At 74.5% G+C, this 16,196-nt stretch carries 11 protein-coding genes; 3 read left to right on the plus strand and 8 right to left on the minus strand.

Annotated elements, in window-relative coordinates:
* Positions 1-7: 7 nt before the first annotated feature.
* The 4 genes from sucC to ACZ47G_RS00570 all read right to left on the minus strand — a co-directional run bounded on the left by sucC (position 8) and on the right by ACZ47G_RS00570 (position 6,207).
* Entirely contained in the window at positions 8-1,180 is a 1,173-nt protein-coding gene (sucC, locus tag ACZ47G_RS00555; RefSeq protein WP_465739287.1) for an ADP-forming succinate--CoA ligase subunit beta, read from the minus strand.
* A 291-nt stretch (positions 1,181-1,471) separates the two neighbouring features.
* Entirely contained in the window at positions 1,472-2,683 is a 1,212-nt protein-coding gene (locus tag ACZ47G_RS00560; protein ID WP_465739288.1) for a VWA domain-containing protein, read from the minus strand.
* A gap of 24 nt (positions 2,684-2,707) precedes the next feature.
* On the minus strand, positions 2,708-5,128 hold the full coding sequence (locus tag ACZ47G_RS00565; RefSeq protein WP_465739289.1) for a DUF5682 family protein: 2,421 nt from the start codon (positions 5,126-5,128) through the stop codon (positions 2,708-2,710).
* Positions 5,125-6,207: an ATP-binding protein gene (locus ACZ47G_RS00570; protein WP_465739290.1), complete on the minus strand. Its 1,083-nt coding sequence runs from the start codon at positions 6,205-6,207 to the stop codon at positions 5,125-5,127. Before ACZ47G_RS00570 ends, ACZ47G_RS00565 begins: the two co-directional genes overlap by 4 nt.
* A gap of 236 nt (positions 6,208-6,443) precedes the next feature.
* Here ACZ47G_RS00570 and ACZ47G_RS00575 point away from each other — a divergent pair, with 236 nt between their 5' ends.
* Complete coding sequence (locus ACZ47G_RS00575) at positions 6,444-7,757, plus strand: SWIM zinc finger family protein (protein WP_465739291.1); 1,314 nt, start codon at positions 6,444-6,446, stop codon at positions 7,755-7,757.
* Positions 7,758-7,768: 11 nt separating this feature from the next.
* Complete coding sequence (locus ACZ47G_RS00580; RefSeq protein WP_465739292.1) at positions 7,769-9,403, plus strand: DUF5691 domain-containing protein; 1,635 nt, start codon at positions 7,769-7,771, stop codon at positions 9,401-9,403.
* A gap of 181 nt (positions 9,404-9,584) precedes the next feature.
* Here ACZ47G_RS00580 and ACZ47G_RS00585 read toward each other — a convergent pair whose 3' ends face one another.
* Positions 9,585-9,992, minus strand: coding sequence for a cobalamin B12-binding domain-containing protein (locus ACZ47G_RS00585; protein WP_380462519.1), 408 nt, complete (start codon positions 9,990-9,992; stop codon positions 9,585-9,587).
* A gap of 334 nt (positions 9,993-10,326) precedes the next feature.
* Here ACZ47G_RS00585 and ACZ47G_RS00590 point away from each other — a divergent pair, with 334 nt between their 5' ends.
* The gene (locus ACZ47G_RS00590) at positions 10,327-11,115 is read left to right on the plus strand and encodes a M23 family metallopeptidase (RefSeq protein WP_465739293.1); all 789 of its coding nucleotides are present in this window, start codon (positions 10,327-10,329) and stop codon (positions 11,113-11,115) included.
* Positions 11,116-11,200: 85 nt separating this feature from the next.
* On the opposite strand, the gene pcrA is transcribed toward ACZ47G_RS00590, so the two are convergent.
* From pcrA to ACZ47G_RS00605, 3 genes are all read right to left on the minus strand, one after another.
* Positions 11,201-13,852 (minus strand): DNA helicase PcrA, encoded by a 2,652-nt coding sequence (pcrA, locus tag ACZ47G_RS00595; RefSeq protein WP_465739294.1) that lies wholly within the window; start codon positions 13,850-13,852, stop codon positions 11,201-11,203.
* Positions 13,853-13,980: 128 nt separating this feature from the next.
* Positions 13,981-14,658, minus strand: a complete 678-nt coding sequence (locus tag ACZ47G_RS00600; RefSeq protein ID WP_188306707.1) for a LuxR C-terminal-related transcriptional regulator — start codon at positions 14,656-14,658, stop codon at positions 13,981-13,983.
* On the minus strand, positions 14,651-16,024 hold the full coding sequence (locus ACZ47G_RS00605) for an ATP-binding protein (protein WP_465740006.1): 1,374 nt from the start codon (positions 16,022-16,024) through the stop codon (positions 14,651-14,653). Before ACZ47G_RS00605 ends, ACZ47G_RS00600 begins: the two co-directional genes overlap by 8 nt.
* Between the last annotated feature and the right edge of the window lie 172 nt (positions 16,025-16,196).

Here is a 16,196-nt window from a genome sequence, read left to right on the forward strand (position 1 = left end):
CCCTTCCTTACTTGTTGGCCAGCTCGGCGGCGCGGTCGGCCGCACCGTCCATGGTGTCCACGCGCTGGACCAGCGGGTGGTTGGCGTCGTCGAGGATCTTGCGACCCAGCTCCGCGTTGTTGCCGTCCAGGCGGACGACCAGCGGCTTGCTGACGTTCTCGCCCTTGCTCTCCAGGAGCGCGAGGGCCTGCACGATGCCGTTGGCGACCGCGTCACAGGCGGTGATGCCACCGAAGACGTTGACGAAGACCGACTTGACGTCGGGGTCGCCCAGGATGATCTCCAGGCCGTTCGCCATGACCTCGGCCGAGGCGCCGCCACCGATGTCGAGGAAGTTGGCCGGCTTGACGCCGCCGTGCTTCTCACCGGCGTAGGCGACCACGTCGAGGGTGCTCATGACGAGGCCCGCGCCGTTGCCGATGATGCCGACCTGGCCGTCGAGCTTGACGTAGTTCAGGCCCTTGGCCTTGGCGGCGGCCTCCAGCGGGTTGGCCGCGGCCTTGTCCTCCAGGGCCTCGTGCTCGGGCTGGCGGAAGCCCGCGTTCTCGTCCAGGGAGACCTTGCCGTCGAGCGCGATGATCTTGCCCTCGCCGGACTTGATCAGCGGGTTGACCTCGACGAGGAGGGCGTCCTCGGCGATGAAGACCTTCCACAGCTTCTGCAGGACCTCGGCGACCTGGTCGGCGACCTCGGCCGGGAACTTCGCCGCGGCGACGATCTCGGCGGCCTTCTCCGGGGTGCAGCCCTCGTTGGCGTCGACCGGGATCTTGGCGAGCGCGTCGGGGTTCTCCTCGGCGACGACCTCGATCTCCACGCCGCCCTCGACGCTGGCCATGGCCAGGAAGGTGCGGTTGGTGCGGTCCAGCAGGAACGAGACGTAGTACTCGTCCTTGATGTCCGCGGTCTGGGCCAGCATCACCTTGTGAACGGTGTGGCCCTTGATGTCCATGCCGAGGATCTGCTCGGCCTTGGCGACGGCGTCCGCCGGGTCGGCGGCGAGCTTGACGCCACCGGCCTTGCCTCGGCCACCCACCTTCACCTGAGCCTTGACGACGGCACGGCCGCCGAAGCGCTCCGCGATGGCGGCAGCGTCTGCGGCGGTCTCGATGACATCGCCGTCAAGCACGGGCACGCCGTGCTTGGCGAAGAGGTCCCTCGCCTGGTACTCGAACAGGTCCACGTGTTTGTCCTTGTTCGTGGTCGCGGATTGTGTCTCTACGAGCGTGCCACGGCAGGATCTTCGCTGCGGGTCGTCGAAGCGGTGCGGGTACGCAGAGGTACGGCCTTGCGGCCCGCACAGCCCCGGGCGCACACGTCAATCAACACGCGCGTCACGTCCGTCTGGCAGGTTATCCCCGTGGGACGGGCCCGTTCCGCCCGGGGCCCTGTCCGGCTTGGGTGAGAACCGTCACAGATCGGCCCGGACGGCCCGTCCGCCGATCGGGCGGCTTCACCCGCCCGGGTGAACTCGTCACACTCCCTGGTCAGCCCCCTTGATCAGGTGCCCGGGGATCGGACGCTTCTCGATCGCCGCCGCCATGATCTCGGGGAAGGCGTCCGGGGTGCAGGCGAAGGCCGGGGCGCCCAGCGCGGCCAGGGCGGCGGCATGGGCGTGGTCGTAGGCCGGCGCCCCTTCGTCGGAGAGCGCGAGCAGCGCGATGAACTGGACGCCGGCCGCCTTCATCGCGGCGACCCGCCGCAGCATGCCGTCCCGGATGCCGCCCTCGTAGAGGTCGCTGATCAGCACCACGACGGTCTCGGAGGGCCGGGTGATCTTCGACTGGCAGTAGGCGAGCGCCCGGTTGATGTCGGTGCCGCCGCCGAGCTGGGTGGCGAACAGGACGTCGACCGGGTCGGTCAGCTGCTCGGTGAGGTCGACCACCGAGGTGTCGAAGACCACCAGCCGGGTGTCCAGGGTGCGCATCGACGACAGCACCGCGCCGAACACCGCCGAGTGGACGACCGAGGGCGCCATCGAGCCGGACTGGTCGACGCAGAGGATGACGTCCTTCTTCACCGCGCGCTGGGCGCGGGCGTAGCCGACCAGCCGCTCGGGCACGACGGTGCCGTGCTCGGGCAGGTAGTTCTTCAGGTTGGCCCGGATCGTCCGGTCCCAGTCGATGTCCCGGTGGCGCGGCCGGTTCACCCGGGCGCTGCGGTCCAGGGCGCCGCCCAGGGTGGCCCTGGTCCGGTCGGCGAGCCGGCGCTCCAGGTCGGCGACCACCCTGCCGACCACGGCCCGGGCGGACTCCCGGGTGGTCTCGGGCAGCGCGTGCTTGAGCGACAGCAGGGTGCCGACCAGGTGCACGTCCGGCTCGACGGCCTCCAGCATCTCCGGCTCCAGCAGCAGCCGGTCCAGGCCGAGCCGGGTGATCGCGTCCTGCTGCATCAGCTGGACCACGGTGGACGGGAAGTACTCGCGGATGTCGCCCAGCCAGCGGGCCACCTGCGGGGCCGAGCCGCCCAGCCCGGCGCTGCGGCGACCGCCGCGGGGCGCGCGGACGCCCTCCTCGGGGGCACCCCGGTAGAGCGCGGCGAGGGCGCCGTCCATCGCGGCGTCACGGCCGCGCAGGGTGCAGCCGGTGCCGTCGGCCTCGCCGCCCAGCACCAGGCGCCAGCGGCGCAGCCGTTCGTCGGCCGGGCGTTCGTCGGCCGGGCGTTCGTCGGCCGGGGTCGCTGCCATCGGGTCCTCCTCGTACGGCGGGGGTCAGGTGTTGCGGCCGGTGGCCTGGCGCGGGATCAACGGCCGGACGCCGAACAGCAGGGCCAGCACCGGGACGGCGGCGTCGGCGCGCTCCCGGTCGAGCTCGCCGGTCGCCTCGGGCGCCGCCGGGGCCGCGCCCAGCGGGCCGGCCGCGACCCGGCCGCCGATGGTGGTGCGCACGCCCGCCTCCAAACCGGCGAAGGTGCGCCGCAGCAGGGGCAGGACGTCGGTGAAGACCTCGCCGCCGACCCCACTGAGCCACTCGTCCAGCAGGGCGAGCAGCCGGGGGTCGTGCAGCAGCAGGGCGCCCCCGCCGGTGAGGAAACCCTCGACCCAACCGGCCGCGTCCGCCGGGGCGTTGGCCGTCGACAGCACCAGGCGCAGCCGTCGGCCGGCCTCCTCGGAGTCCAGTCGGCCGTCGTCCAGCAGCAGCCGCACGGCGCGGCCGCGCAGCAGGCCGGGGGCGCCGGTGGCGGGCCCCCCGGCGGGCTCGCGGCGGGCCAGCGAACCCAGGGCGGCGGCCCAGCGGGCGGGCAGGCCCTCGTCGGGCCCGGCGGTGGCGGCCTCGGCGGTGGCGGTGGCGGTGGTGGCAGTGGCGGCCTCGGCGGTGGCGGTGGCGGTGGCGACGGTGGCGGTGGCGGCCTCGGCGGTGGCGGTGTCCGGGGCGAGCAAGGCGATCGCGCCGTGCACCTCGTCGATCCGGGCCCGCATCGCCGTCGCGCTCTCGGCGTCCAACCCGACGCAGGCGGGCGGCAGTCCGACGCAGACCCGCTCGGCCAGGCCCGCCGCGGCCTCGGCGAGCGCGCCGTGGTCGGTGCCGCGCACATCGCCGTAGCGCAGCGCGCGGACCAGCGCGGGCAGTGCGCCGGCCAGGTGCGCGACATCGGTGTCCAGGGCCGCGCAGTCGGCGAGCACCCGCATCACGGCGGGCAGCGCCCCGGACAGCCCGGCCAGCAGGCAGGTCTCCACCAGGCCGGTCAGCTCGGCGAGTTCGACGGCGGCGCGGGCGGTGCCGACCGCCTTGTTGACGGCGGCCTCCGCCACCGTGGTGCCCCACTGGGCGGCCTCGGCTATCCGGACCGCGAACTCGGGCTGCCAGCACAGCCGCCAGCTCTCCCGGAAGGTGCCGGTGGAGTTGACCGCGGAACGGGCCGGTACGCCCCACTCGACGCCCAGCAGCCGCAGCCGGTGCAGCAGCCGGGAGCGGGCCGCGTCGGTGTCCTTGCGCAGGTCGAGGTCGAGGTCCCTGGGCGCCGCCTCCGGCTTGAGCCGCAGCGAGCGCTGCAGCCGGGCGAGGTCGCGCTGCAGCGGCACCGCCGGGGCGGCGTCCGGCACCTCGCCGAGCGCGTCGCCGACCACCAGGCGGTCCCGGACGAGCTCCAGGGCGACGTCCGAGCCGTCGCAGAGCACCGCGCGGACGGCGTCCAGGGTCTCGGTCAGCCCGGCCAGCGGGCGGCCGCGCAGGACGGCCAGGGTCTCGGCGAGCCGGACCGCCTCGATGACATGGGCGGAGGAGACCGGGTGGTCCTCGGCGCGCAGCAGGTCGGCGGCCCGGGTCAGCCAACGCGGCACCGGGTCGCCCACGGCGGTGAACAGGTGGTGGTACCAGCCGGGTGACTGGATGCCCGCGCCGTAACCGGCCGCCTGGGAGAGCCGGCGGTGCGTCCACGGGATCCAGGTGATGTCCGTCCGCACCTTCTTCGGCAGGCCCGCTAGCAGCGCCCTGTCGTGGGCGACGGTGGGCATCGCCGCCAGCGCGGGCACGTGGAAGGCACCGCAGACCACGGCGATCCGGCCGTACCCGGCGCGCCGGGCGGCCCGGATCCGCTGGCGCATGTGGGCCTCGCGCAGCTCGTCCCGGCGGGACTCGCCGAGGCCCTCGGCGCGCAGTGCGGCCATCGCCTCGGCGACGGCGGCGAACGGGGCCAGCGCGTCCGCGCCGGGGGCGCGGTGCTCGACCACGTCCTCCCACCAGCGCTCCGCGTCGTCGTGGCCGGCGGCCTCGGCGAGCAGGGCCAGTGGGTCGGCGGGCAGATCGTCGGCGGGCGGTTCATCGGCGGGCAGGTCGTCGGCGGCCTCCTCGGCGTCCTCCCGGGGGGCGGGCGCGAAGCCGTGGGCGGCGGGCAGGTCGATGAAGTGGACCGGCAGGTCGCGGTCCACGGCGTACCGGATCGCCACCCACTCCGGGGAGAACTCGGCGTACGGCCAGAACGCGGCCCGCGCCGGGTCGTCCACCGCGTGGGCGAGCAGGGCGACCGGCGGCACCAGGTCCTTCTCGGCGGCGAGGTGCACGATGGCGTCGGCCTCCGGCGGGCCCTCGATCAGCACCGCGTCCGGCTGCCACTGCGCCAGCGCCGCCGCCACCGCCCGGGCCGAGCCGGGGCCGTGGTGCCGGATGCCCAGCAGGGCGACCTCCGAGGTCACGCCGTCACCTCGCGGGCCGCGCGGTAGAAGTCCTTCCAGCCGTCACGCTCGCGCACCACCCCTTCGACGTACTCGCGCCACACCGCCCGGTCGGCCACCGGGTCGCGGACGACGGCACCGAGGATGCCGGCCGCCACGTCCCCGGCGCGCAGCACGCCGTCGCCGAAGTGGGTGGCCAGGGCGAGGCCGTTGGTCACCACCGAGATCGCCTCGGCGGTGGAGAGGGTGCCGCTCGGGGTCTTGACCTTCGTCCGGCCGTCCACGGTGAGGCCGGCCCGCAGCTCGCGGAAGACCGTCACCACCCGCCTGATCTCCTCGGCGCCGCCCGGCAGTTCGGGCAGGTCGAGGGAGCGGCCGAGCTGGCCGACCCGGCGGGTGACGATGTCGACCTCCTCGTCCAGCGAGCCGGGCAGCGGCAGCACCACCGTGTTGAAGCGGCGGCGCAGCGCGCTGGACAGCTCGTTGACGCCGCGGTCGCGGTCGTTGGCGGTGGCGATCACGTTGAAGCCGCGTACGGCCTGGGTCTCGCCGCCCAACTCCGGTACTGGCAGGGTCTTCTCGGACAGGATGGTGATCAGACTGTCCTGCACGTCGGCCGGAATGCGGGTGAGCTCCTCGATCCGGGCGACCTTGCCGTCCGCCATCGCCCGCATCAGCGGCGAGGGCACCAGGGCGTCCCGGCTGGGGCCGTGGGTGAGCAGCTGGGCGTAGTTCCAGCCGTACCGGACGGCCTCCTCGGGGGTGCCGGCGGTGCCCTGCACCAGCAGCGTGGAGTCGCCGCTGATCGCGGCGGCCAGGTGCTCGGACACCCAGGTCTTCGCGGTGCCGGGCACGCCGAGCAGCAGCAGCGCGCGGTCCGTCGCCAGGGTGGTGACGGCGACCTCGACGATCCGGCGCGGGCCGATGTACTTGGGGGTGATCCGGGTGCCGTCGGGCAGCTCGCCGCCGAGCAGGTACGTCGCCACGGCCCACGGCGACAGCTTCCAGCGCTCGGGGCGCGGACGGTCGTCCTGCGCGGCCAGCGCGGCCAGTTCGCCGGCGAAGGCGTCCTCGGCGTGCTGCCGCAGAACGTCGGTCATGGGGGCTCCTTGAGGTCGGCCGCCGGGCGTACGGGTGACCGGGCGGCAGGGTGATCGGGGGCGCGTCCGGCTGGGTCGCCACGGGCTCGGCGAAGCTCGGCAGGACACGCTCCAGGGGAGCCAGGTCGGCGTCCCGGCCTGTGGGAACCACCTTGCAACGCGGCACTGACAGTCCGGCGGACGGCCGTGCGACGGGCAGTCAGCCACTGTCAGTGCCCCCGCCTACCGTCGGTCGCATGGAGGAACGCTGGAGCACCGAACACGTCCTGTCCCTGGCCCCTGACGCCGCGTCGCAGAAGGCCGCGGGCAAGCTGTCCTCGCCCGCGCCCTGGTCCGGGACGGGCACCGACGGCGCCGCGCTCTGGGGCGAGTGCCGGGGAAGCGGCCGCACGCCGTACCGCACCGTGATCGAACTCGCCACGCCCGCCTACCAGTGCAGCTGCCCCAGCCGGAAGTTCCCGTGCAAGCACGCGCTCGGGCTCCTCCTGCTGTGGAGCGGCGCCCCCGAGGCCGTGCCGTCCGGCGAGCCCGCCGACTGGGCCGACGAGTGGCTCCGGGCCCGGCGGGAGCGCGCCGAGAAGCGCGCCGCCACCCCCGCCGACCCGGAGGCCGCCCGCCGCCGGGCCGAGAAGCGCGGGGCCCGGGTCGCGGCCGGCGCGGCCGAGCTGCGGCTGCGGCTGGCCGACCGGATCCGGCACGGCCTGGCCGACCAGTCCACGGCCAGCCCCTGGGAGGAGGTCGCGGCCCGGATGGTCGACGCCCAGGCCTCCGGACTGGCCGCCCGCGTACGGGAGTTGGACACCCTGCCGGAGGACCGGCTGCTGGCGGAGTACGCGATGCTGCACCTGCTCGCCACCGCCGCCACCCGGCTCGACGAGCTGCCGCCCGACCTGGCCGCCACCGTCCGCGCCCGGGTCGGCTACACCCTGGACGCCGCCGAGGTGCTCGCCGGGCCGACCGTCCGGGACCGCTGGCTGGTGCTCGGCAGCCGCACAGTGCCGATGGAAGGGGGCGCCGACGAACGGCTCACCACCCGCCGGGTCTGGCTGCGCGGCGCCAAGACCGGCCGCCACGCCCTGCTGCTGGCCTTCGGCCGCCCCGGCCAGGCCCCCGACCTCGCCCTGCCCACCGGCCACCTGCTGGAGGCCGAACTCGGCTACCACCCCGGCGCCCGCCCGCTGCGCGCCGTGCTCGGGACCCGCTACGGCGCCCCCGAGGCCGGCCCGGCCGCCCCGCCCGCCGGGCTCACCGTCGCCGAGGCGGTCGCCGGGTACGGCACCGCGGTGGCCGACGACCCGTGGCTGGACAGCTGGCCGACCGTGCTCGCCGGGGTCGTCCCGGTCCGCACACCGGACGGCTGGCACCTGACGGACGGCCACCACACCGTCCCGGTCCGCCCCTCGGCCGTCCCGGAGGCGGCGCTGTGGCGGCTGGCCGCGGTCTCCACCGGCCGCCCGCTGACGGTCTTCGGCGAGTACGGCCACCAGGGCTTCGCCCCGGTCACCGCCTGGACCGCCGAACACCGACCGGTCGGCCTCACTTCCGTTTAGGAGCACCGACGATGACGATCACCCAGGACCCGTGGGAGCACCTGCGGACCAGCGCCCTGCTCGGCACCGACCGGCGCCCGCTGCCCGCCACCGCGCTGCCGCTCGCCGACGCCGTGGACCCCACCGACCCGGCCACCGCGCTGCTGGAGCTGGCCGCGCTGGCCACCGTCCGCCGCCGGGCCGGCGCCCTGCCCGTACCGGCCACCGAGCCGCCCGGGCCGCCCGCGCCGGAGGACCGGCGCCCGGAGCTGCCCGAGGCCGCCGCCCGCCGGCTGGCCGTCCTGCTGGCCGGGCGCTCCGGGGGCAGCGGCGGCGGCACCCTGGCCAACCTGGCCGAGCTGCTGCCGCAGTGGCTCGCCATCGCCCGGGCCGAGGGCCTGCGGCCGCCCGCCGCGCTGATACCCGGGCTGCTCGACGCCGCCCGCGCGCGCAGCGAACTGCGGTCCGACGCCGTCGCGTTGGCCGGTCCGCTGGGCCGCTGGCTGGCCGCGCAGAACCCCGACTGGCGGTTCGTACTGCGCACCGGCACGCCCGAGCCGGCCGCCCCGGCCGACGCCGCCGGCACGGCCGGCCGGGCCGACTCGCCCGACCACCGACCGTGGCACGAGGGCCTGTTCGCCGAGCGGGTCACCCATCTCACCCTGCTGCGCCGCCGCGACCCGGCCGCCGGCCTGGAGCTGCTGCGCACCACCTGGCCGACCGAGCGCGCCGAGGACCGGCTGCTCTTCCTGGACGCCCTCCAGGACGGTCTCTCCCTCGCCGACGAACCCTTCCTGGAGGCCGCCCTCGGCGACCGCAGCAAGAACGTCCGCGCCACCGCCGCCGAACTGCTCTCCACCCTGCCCGGCTCGGCGCTCGCCCGGCGGATGGCCGAGCGGGCCCGGGCCGCCGTCCGGCTCGCCGGGAGCGGCACCCACCTGCTGGTCACCCCGCCCGCCGAGTGCGACGAACGGATGCAGCGCGACGGCATCGCCCCCAAGTCCCCCACCGGGCGCGGCGAACGGGCCTGGTGGTTCGGCGAGGTGGTGGCCGCCACGCCGCTGGCGGACTGGTCCGAGAGCACCGGACTGACGCCCGAGCAGCTGCTCGCGCTGCGGGTCGGCGACAGCGTGGACGAGACCAGCAGCAGCTGGGCCGACGACCTGCGCGAGGCCTGGGCCCGCGCCGCCGTGCGCCAGCACGACGCCGACTGGGCCCGGGCGCTGCTCGGCCCGACCCCCGTCCCGTCGACCCGGGGCGCCGGCCGGGCCCGCAGCGCGCGAGTCACCGGTGCCCCGGCGAAGCTGCTGGCCGTCCTCCCGGCCGAGGAGCGGGCCGCCTGGACGGCCGCCTTCATCGAGGTGCACGGCCTGGGCGAGGCCTTCCAGCTGCTCGGTGCCTGCGCCACCCCGTGGACGCCGCCGCTGTCCACCGCCGTGGTGGCGGCGCTGGCCCGGGCCGCCGCCTCCGGCGCGTACCCGTGGAGCCACAGCGGGGTGCTGGGGATGACGGAACGCGCGCTCTCCCCCGGGACGGCCGCCGCGGTGGAGGAGCTGGCCGCCGAGGCCGCCCCCGACTCCGCCTGGTCGGAGACCTTCGCCCGGCTGGCCGGGACGCTGCGCTTCCGGGCCGCGATGCTGAACGAGCTGACGGCACCGGCGAACTGAGCCCGCCGACGAGCCGACAGCACCCGGGAGCCTGGAGCCGGGAGCCGGGAACGCCCGAGCGGGCCGGTCCACCGTACGGACCGGCCCGCTCGGCGCCCGAACCCAGCCCGAAAATCCAGCCGGAACCCAGCCGGAACCAGGCCGGAACCAGGCAGAACCCGGCCCGGAGCCAGGCAGAACCTCAGCCGGCCGCCCGCAGGTTGGCCTCGACCCAGGCCACCACGTCCCGGGTGGGCGTGCCCGGGGTGAAGATGTCCGCGACGCCCATCGCCTTGAGCTCGACGATGTCCTCGGGCGGGATGATCCCGCCGCAGAAGACCTTGATGTCCGCCGCGTCGCGCTCCTTCAGCAGCTCCAGTACCCGCGCGCAGAGCGTCATGTGGGCGCCGGAGAGGATCGACAGCCCGATGCCGTCGGCGTCCTCCTGGATCGCGGTGTCGACCACCTGCTCGGGCGTCTGGTGCAGCCCGGTGTAGATGACCTCCATGCCGGCGTCGCGCAGGGCGCGCGCGATGACCTTGGCGCCACGGTCGTGACCGTCGAGCCCCGGCTTGGCGACCACCACACGGATCGGCCCCGACACACTCATGACTGCCTCCTGGACCTCGTCGTCCATCATCCGACCGGACCTTGTGGGCCCACGGGTGCGGTTAACGGTCGATAACCAACCGACCTGAGGGGAGATTAGCGCCACCCGGCCCGGTTGGCCGAGCCGCCTCCCAAGAGGAGGGCAAAGTCACAGCTCCAGGCCTTGCTACCAGTGAGTACGCCCTCGGCGGACCATCCGTGCCGGCGCGGCGCAGACCCCCGTGCGACCCCTTGACAACCGGCGGTTTTTCCGGCGCACGGAGCGTAGGGCTACAGTCACGGCTGTTCACCTCGCCCGATGACGTGCCCGAGGCCCACCGAGGAGGCAGCCCCCGATGGCTCCCGAAGCAGCCGCCCGCCCGACCCGTGCGGAGCTGCGCCTCGCCGCCCGCGAGCAGTCCCGCGCCCAGCGCCGCGGCGCCGCCAGGGCGGCCACCCGGGCCGCACTGTTCCGGGTCGCGCTCCCGTCGGTGGCCGCGCTCGGAGTCGCCGGGGCGGCGGGTGCCGTGGTGGTCCAGGAGCAGGCCGACCAGACGGCGCCGCAGGCCTCGGCGGCCGGCAGCCCCGACCGGACGGCCGCGGAGCAGGCGGCCCGGCAGGCGGTCGCGAACACCGACCAGGCCCAGGCCTCGCGCGGCGACGCCCGGCAGCCGCTGACCGCCGCCCAGCCCGGCGACGGCCAGCCGACCGCCGCCCCGACCGCCACCCCGACGCCCGAACCGGCCAAGCCCAAGGTGGTCATGCCGGTGGCCCAGCACGGCCTCGGCGAACTGTTCGGCGCGTCCGGCACCCACTGGGCCAGGCGCCACACCGGCATCGACTTCCCGGTGGACGGCGGCTCCGAGGTGTACGCCGTCACCGACGGGACGCTCCGGACGCAGTGGAACCCGTTCTACGGCTACATGTCGATACTGAAGATGCCGGACGGCACCGAGGCCTGGTACTGCCACCTGCGGGCGTACAAGGTCCGCAAGGGGCCGGTGAAGCAGGGCGACGTGATCGCCTTCGTCGGCAGCAGCGGCAACAGCACCGGGCCGCACCTGCACTTCGAGATCAGGCCCCAGGGCAGCGGTCCGGTCGACCCACTGCCCTGGTTCCTCTCGAACGGGCTGGACCCGCGCTGAGGCCCGTCCGGCGCGATCTGCCGGGCAGGCCCTCCGGTCCGTCACCGAACTCCCGCCACGCAGGCAGGAGTTCGGTGACGGCCGGCTACAGCTTCTCGACCGGCGCGTAGCGCAGCACCAGCCGCTTGCGGCCGGTGGAGCCGAAGTCCACCTCGGCCTGGGCGTTGTCGCCGACGCCCGTCACGCCCACCACCGTGCCCAGCCCGAAGGTGTCGTGGGTGACCCGGTCGCCGACGGCCAGCGAGACGACCTCGCGCTCCACGACCTTGCCGCCGCGCCGCACCGTCTGCCCCCAGCCGGCCTTCGGCGAGGCCGACCCGGACGAGGAGGAGCGCGAACTCCCGCCCCCGGAAGAGGACTTGCCCCAGGACGAACCCGACGAACCCGACGAACCCGAGGAGAAGCCGCGCTGGACCGGCGCCTGGGCCGCCCCCTTCCGCTTCCACTCGACCAGCGTCTCCGGGATCTCCTCCAGGAACCGCGAGGCCGGGTTGTAGGCCGGCTGCCCCCAGGCGCTGCGCAGCACCGAGCGGGTCAGGTAGAGCCGCTCGCGGGCCCGGGTGAGGCCCACGTACGCGAGCCGGCGCTCCTCCTCCAGTTCCTTGACCTGGTTGAGCGCCCGCATGTGCGGGAAGATCCCGTCCTCCATGCCGGTCAGGAAGACCACCGGGAACTCCAGGCCCTTGGCGGTGTGCAGGGTCATCATCGTGATGACGCCCTGCCCGTCCTCGTCATCGTCCGGGATCTGATCCGAGTCGGCGACCAGCGCGACCCGCTCCAGGAAGTCGGCCAGCGAGCCGACCGGCGGCGCGCCGTCCTCCCCGGCGTCCGGCCGCTCGCCCGGGTCCTGCTCGTACTCCAGCGCCACCGACGCGAGTTCCTGCAGGTTCTCCACCCGGGTCTCGTCCTGCGGGTCGGTGGAGGCCTGGAGTTCGGCCAGGTAGCCGGTCTCCTCCAGGACGGCCTCCAGCACCGCGGCCGGGCCCGCGCCCGACTCGACGACCTGGCGCAGCCCGGCCATCAGGGTGTTGAACTTCTTGACCGCGTTGGCCGAGCGCGCGGCCATCCCGTACGCCTCGTCGACCCGGACGAGTGCCTGGGCGAAGGAGATCCGCTCCCGCGCGGACAGCGCGTCGATCATCGCCTCGGCCCGCTCGCCGATGCCGCGCTTGGGCACGTTGAGGATCCGGCGCAGCGGCACGGTGTCCTCCGGGTTGGAGAGCACCCGCAGGTACGCCAGGACGTCCCGGACCTCCTTGCGCTCGTAGAAGCGCACCCCGCCGACCACCTTGTACGGCAGGCCGACCCGGATGAACACCTCCTCGAACACCCGGGACTGGGCGTTGGTGCGGTAGAAGATCGCGACGTCGCCGGGCTTGGCCTCGCCCTTGTCGGTGAGCCGGTCGATCTCGTCGGCGATGAACTGGGCCTCGCCGTGCTCGTCGTCCGCGACGTAGCCGACCACCTTCTCGCCGTGGTCGCCGGCCGTCCAGAGCTTCTTCTCGCGCCGGTTGGCGTTGCGCTCGATGACGGCGTTGGCGGCGCTCAGGATCGTCTGGGTGGAGCGGTAGTTCTGCTCCAGCAGGATCGTGGTGGCGTTCGGGTAGTCCTCCTCGAACTGGAGGATGTTGCGGATGGTCGCGCCGCGGAAGGCGTAGATCGACTGGTCCGCGTCACCGACCACGCACAGCTCGGCCGGCGGCAGCTCGGCCAGCCGTCCGGCCGCCGGGTTCACCAACTCGCCGTCCACGGTGCGCTTGGGGGCGCCCGCCACCGAGCCGCCGGTCAGCTCGCGGACCAGGGTGTACTGGGCGTGGTTGGTGTCCTGGTACTCGTCGACCAGGATGTGCCGGAACCGGCGGCGGTAGTGCTCGGCGACGTCCGGGAAGGCCTGCAGCAGGTTCACCGTCGTCATGATGATGTCGTCGAAGTCGAGCGCGTTGGCCTCGCGTAGCCGCCGCTGGTAGAGCGCGTACGCCTCGGCGAGCTTCTTCTCCATCGGGTTGGCGGCCTGGTCGGCGAAGGTCTCCTCGTCGATCAGCTCGTTCTTCAGGTTGCTGACCTTCGCCGTGAAGGACTTCGGCGGGAACTGCTTCGGGTCCAGGTCGAGGTCGCGGCAGACCAGCGACATCAGCCGCTGGGAGTCGGCCGAGTCGTAGATCGAGAAGCTGGAGGTGAAGCCCAGCTGCTTGGACTCGCGGCGCAGGATCCGCACGCAGGCGCTGTGGAAGGTGGACACCCACATGGCCCGGGCGCGCGGGCCGACCAGCGCCTCGACGCGCTCGCGCATCTCGCCGGCCGCCTTGTTGGTGAAGGTGATCGCCAGGATCTCGCCGGGCTGCACCCCGCGGGCGCCCAGCAGGTGGGCGATCCGGTGGGTCAGCACCCGGGTCTTGCCGGAGCCGGCACCGGCCACGATCAGCAGCGGCGAGCCGGCGTGCAGCACCGCCTCGCGCTGCGGGTCGTTCATCCCCTCCAGCAGCTGCGCCGGGTCCACCACCGTCCGGGCGGCGCCGTTGCGGTACCAGGCGTCCCGCTCGGCCTCGGCGGCGTGGTCGGTGTGGAACAGTCCGTCCGGGATCGCCTCCTCGTACGCGTCGTACGGGGTTTCGTCCTCGTACGGCGGGGGCTCCTCGTCGATCGCGTCGGCGGGCGCGGCGGGCGCGGCGGGCTGCTTCGACCCGGCGGCGGGTGCCTCGAAACCGGGGAGCGGGAGGTCGTCAAAGAGGCTACTCATGGCACTCCGAGTCTATGGCCACCCACCGACAAGCCCGCCCGGCCCGGGAAACCCGGAGGCCGGACGGGCTCGGACCCGACTTCCGCGGCTCGGACCAGCGGCTCGGACCAGCGGCTCGGACCAGCGGCTCAGACCAGGCGACGGGCGGTGGCCCAGCGGGTGAGCTCGTGCCGGTTGCTGAGCTGGAGCTTGCGCAGGACGGCGGAGACGTGGCTCTCCACGGTCTTCACCGAGATGAAGAGCTGCTTGGCGATCTCCTTGTACGCGTAGCCGCGGGCGATCAGCCGCAGCACCTCGCGCTCGCGCTGGGTGAGGCGGTCCAGGTCCTCGTCCACCGGCGGGGTGTCGGTGGCGGCGAAGGCGTCCAGCACGAAGCCGGCCAGCCGGGGCGAGAACACCGCGTCGCCGTCGGCGATCCGGAAGATCGCGTCGACCAGGTCGGTCCCGGTGATGGTCTTGGTGACGTAGCCGCGCGCGCCGCCGCGGATCACGCCGATGACGTCCTCGGCGGCGTCCGAGACGGACAGCGCCAGGAACTTCACTCCCCCCTGCTCGCCCATCACGCCGACCGAGCGGCGCAGCACCTCGACGCCGCCGCCGCCGGGCAGGTGGACGTCGAGCAGCACCACGTCGGGCCGGGTCTCGGCGACCACGCGGACCGCCGAGTCCACGTCGTCGGCCTCCCCCACCACGTCGATGCCGGTCACGTCGGTACGGCCGATCTCGGCCCGGACCCCGGTGCGGAACATCCGGTGGTCGTCCACCAGGACGACCCTGGCCGTACGCTCCGGCGCTGCCTCAGTCATTCGTTCTCTCCATCTCCAGCTCGACCTCGGTACCGCCGCCCGCCGCCGGCCGCACCCGAGCGGTGCCGCCGTTGCGCTTCATCCGGCCGATGATCGACTCCCGTACGCCCATCCGGTCCTCGGGCACCGTGTCGGGGTCGAAGCCGGGTCCGTGGTCGCGGACGAACACCGACACCGTCCTCCCCTCCACCTCGGCGTAGACCTGGACCGGTCCCCCGCCACCGTACTTGGCCGCGTTGACGGTCGCCTCCCTCGCGGCCTGCATCTGTGCCGCGATCCGGTCGTCCATCGGGCAGTCGCCGACGATCACCAGCTCGACCGGGACGCCGTGCCGGTCCTCGACCTCGGCGACGGCGGCGCGCAGGGTCTCCGCCATGGTGTCCGGCGCGGCCTCGGCGGCGGCCTCCGGGCGGTACAGCCACAACCGCAGCTCGCGCTCCTGGGAACGGGCCAGCCGCAGCACCTCCTTGGGGTCCTCGGCCCGGCGCTGGATCAGGGTGAGGGTGTGCAGCACCGAGTCGTGGATGTGCGCGGCGATCTCGGCCCGCTCCTGGGCGCGGATGCGGGCGGTGCGCTCGGCGCCGAGGTCCTGCCACAGCCGCAGGCCGTACGGGCCGAGCAGCACCAGCACCCCGGCGAGCACCGCGATCGAGGCCTCGATGACCGAGCCGAGGGTGGAGCCGCTGCCCTGCATGGCGAGCAGCGCGATGGTGCCGGCCACCGCGAGCAGCACGCCGGCGCCGACCCGGGTGTAGGCGCTGCGCCGCTTCTCGCCCTCCTCGATGCCGAACCAGCGCTGCCAGCGCGAGTCGTCGGCCTGCCGCCAGACCAGCGCGACGCCGACGCCGATCGCCAGCAGCGGCCAGGTGTACGGCTTGGCGGTCTGCCAGCCGAGCACGTTCAGCAGGGCGATCAGCCCGATCACGACCATCACCAGGGCGGCGAGCTGGCCGATGCCGCCCTGCCCGCCCTTGCCGGCGGGCCGGGCGTCGGCCTCGGCCCCGCCCTCGGCGGCGGCGGTCACCGCGACCGGCTCGCCCTGGAGCGCGTGCTGGAGCAGTTCGCGCAGCCGCCCGATCCAGCCGCCCCCGCCCGGCTTGGTCAGCGGGGTGCCCGGCCGCAGCCAGGGCGAGGTCGGGACGTAGACGCCGTTGACGTTCACCCAGTGGGTGGCGGCGCGCTGCGAGGGCTCGCCGATGCCGATCGGCACCACGAACCAGAACGCCGCGTACAGCAGCGCGCCGATCCCCTGCGCGAAGAACAGCAGCACGAAGGCCAGGCGGACCCAGCGGACCGGCAGCCCGAGGTGCACCGCCAGGCCGTGCGCGACGCCGCCGAGCATCCGCCCCTGCGGGCTGCGGTACAGCCGCCGGTAGGGCGGCCGCCCGCCGTCGGGCGCGGTCGGGTCGGCGCCGGCCGACGCCGCGGCGTCGGGGGCGAGAGGACGGGGATCGGTACCGGGTGCTGCCACGCCACCGATGGTTCCACGCGGGCGCCTTCCGGCGCATCAGGGTGTGGCCCCCACCCTTATCAGGGAC

The sequence above is a fragment of the Kitasatospora sp. NPDC030952 genome (assembly GCF_055571335.1).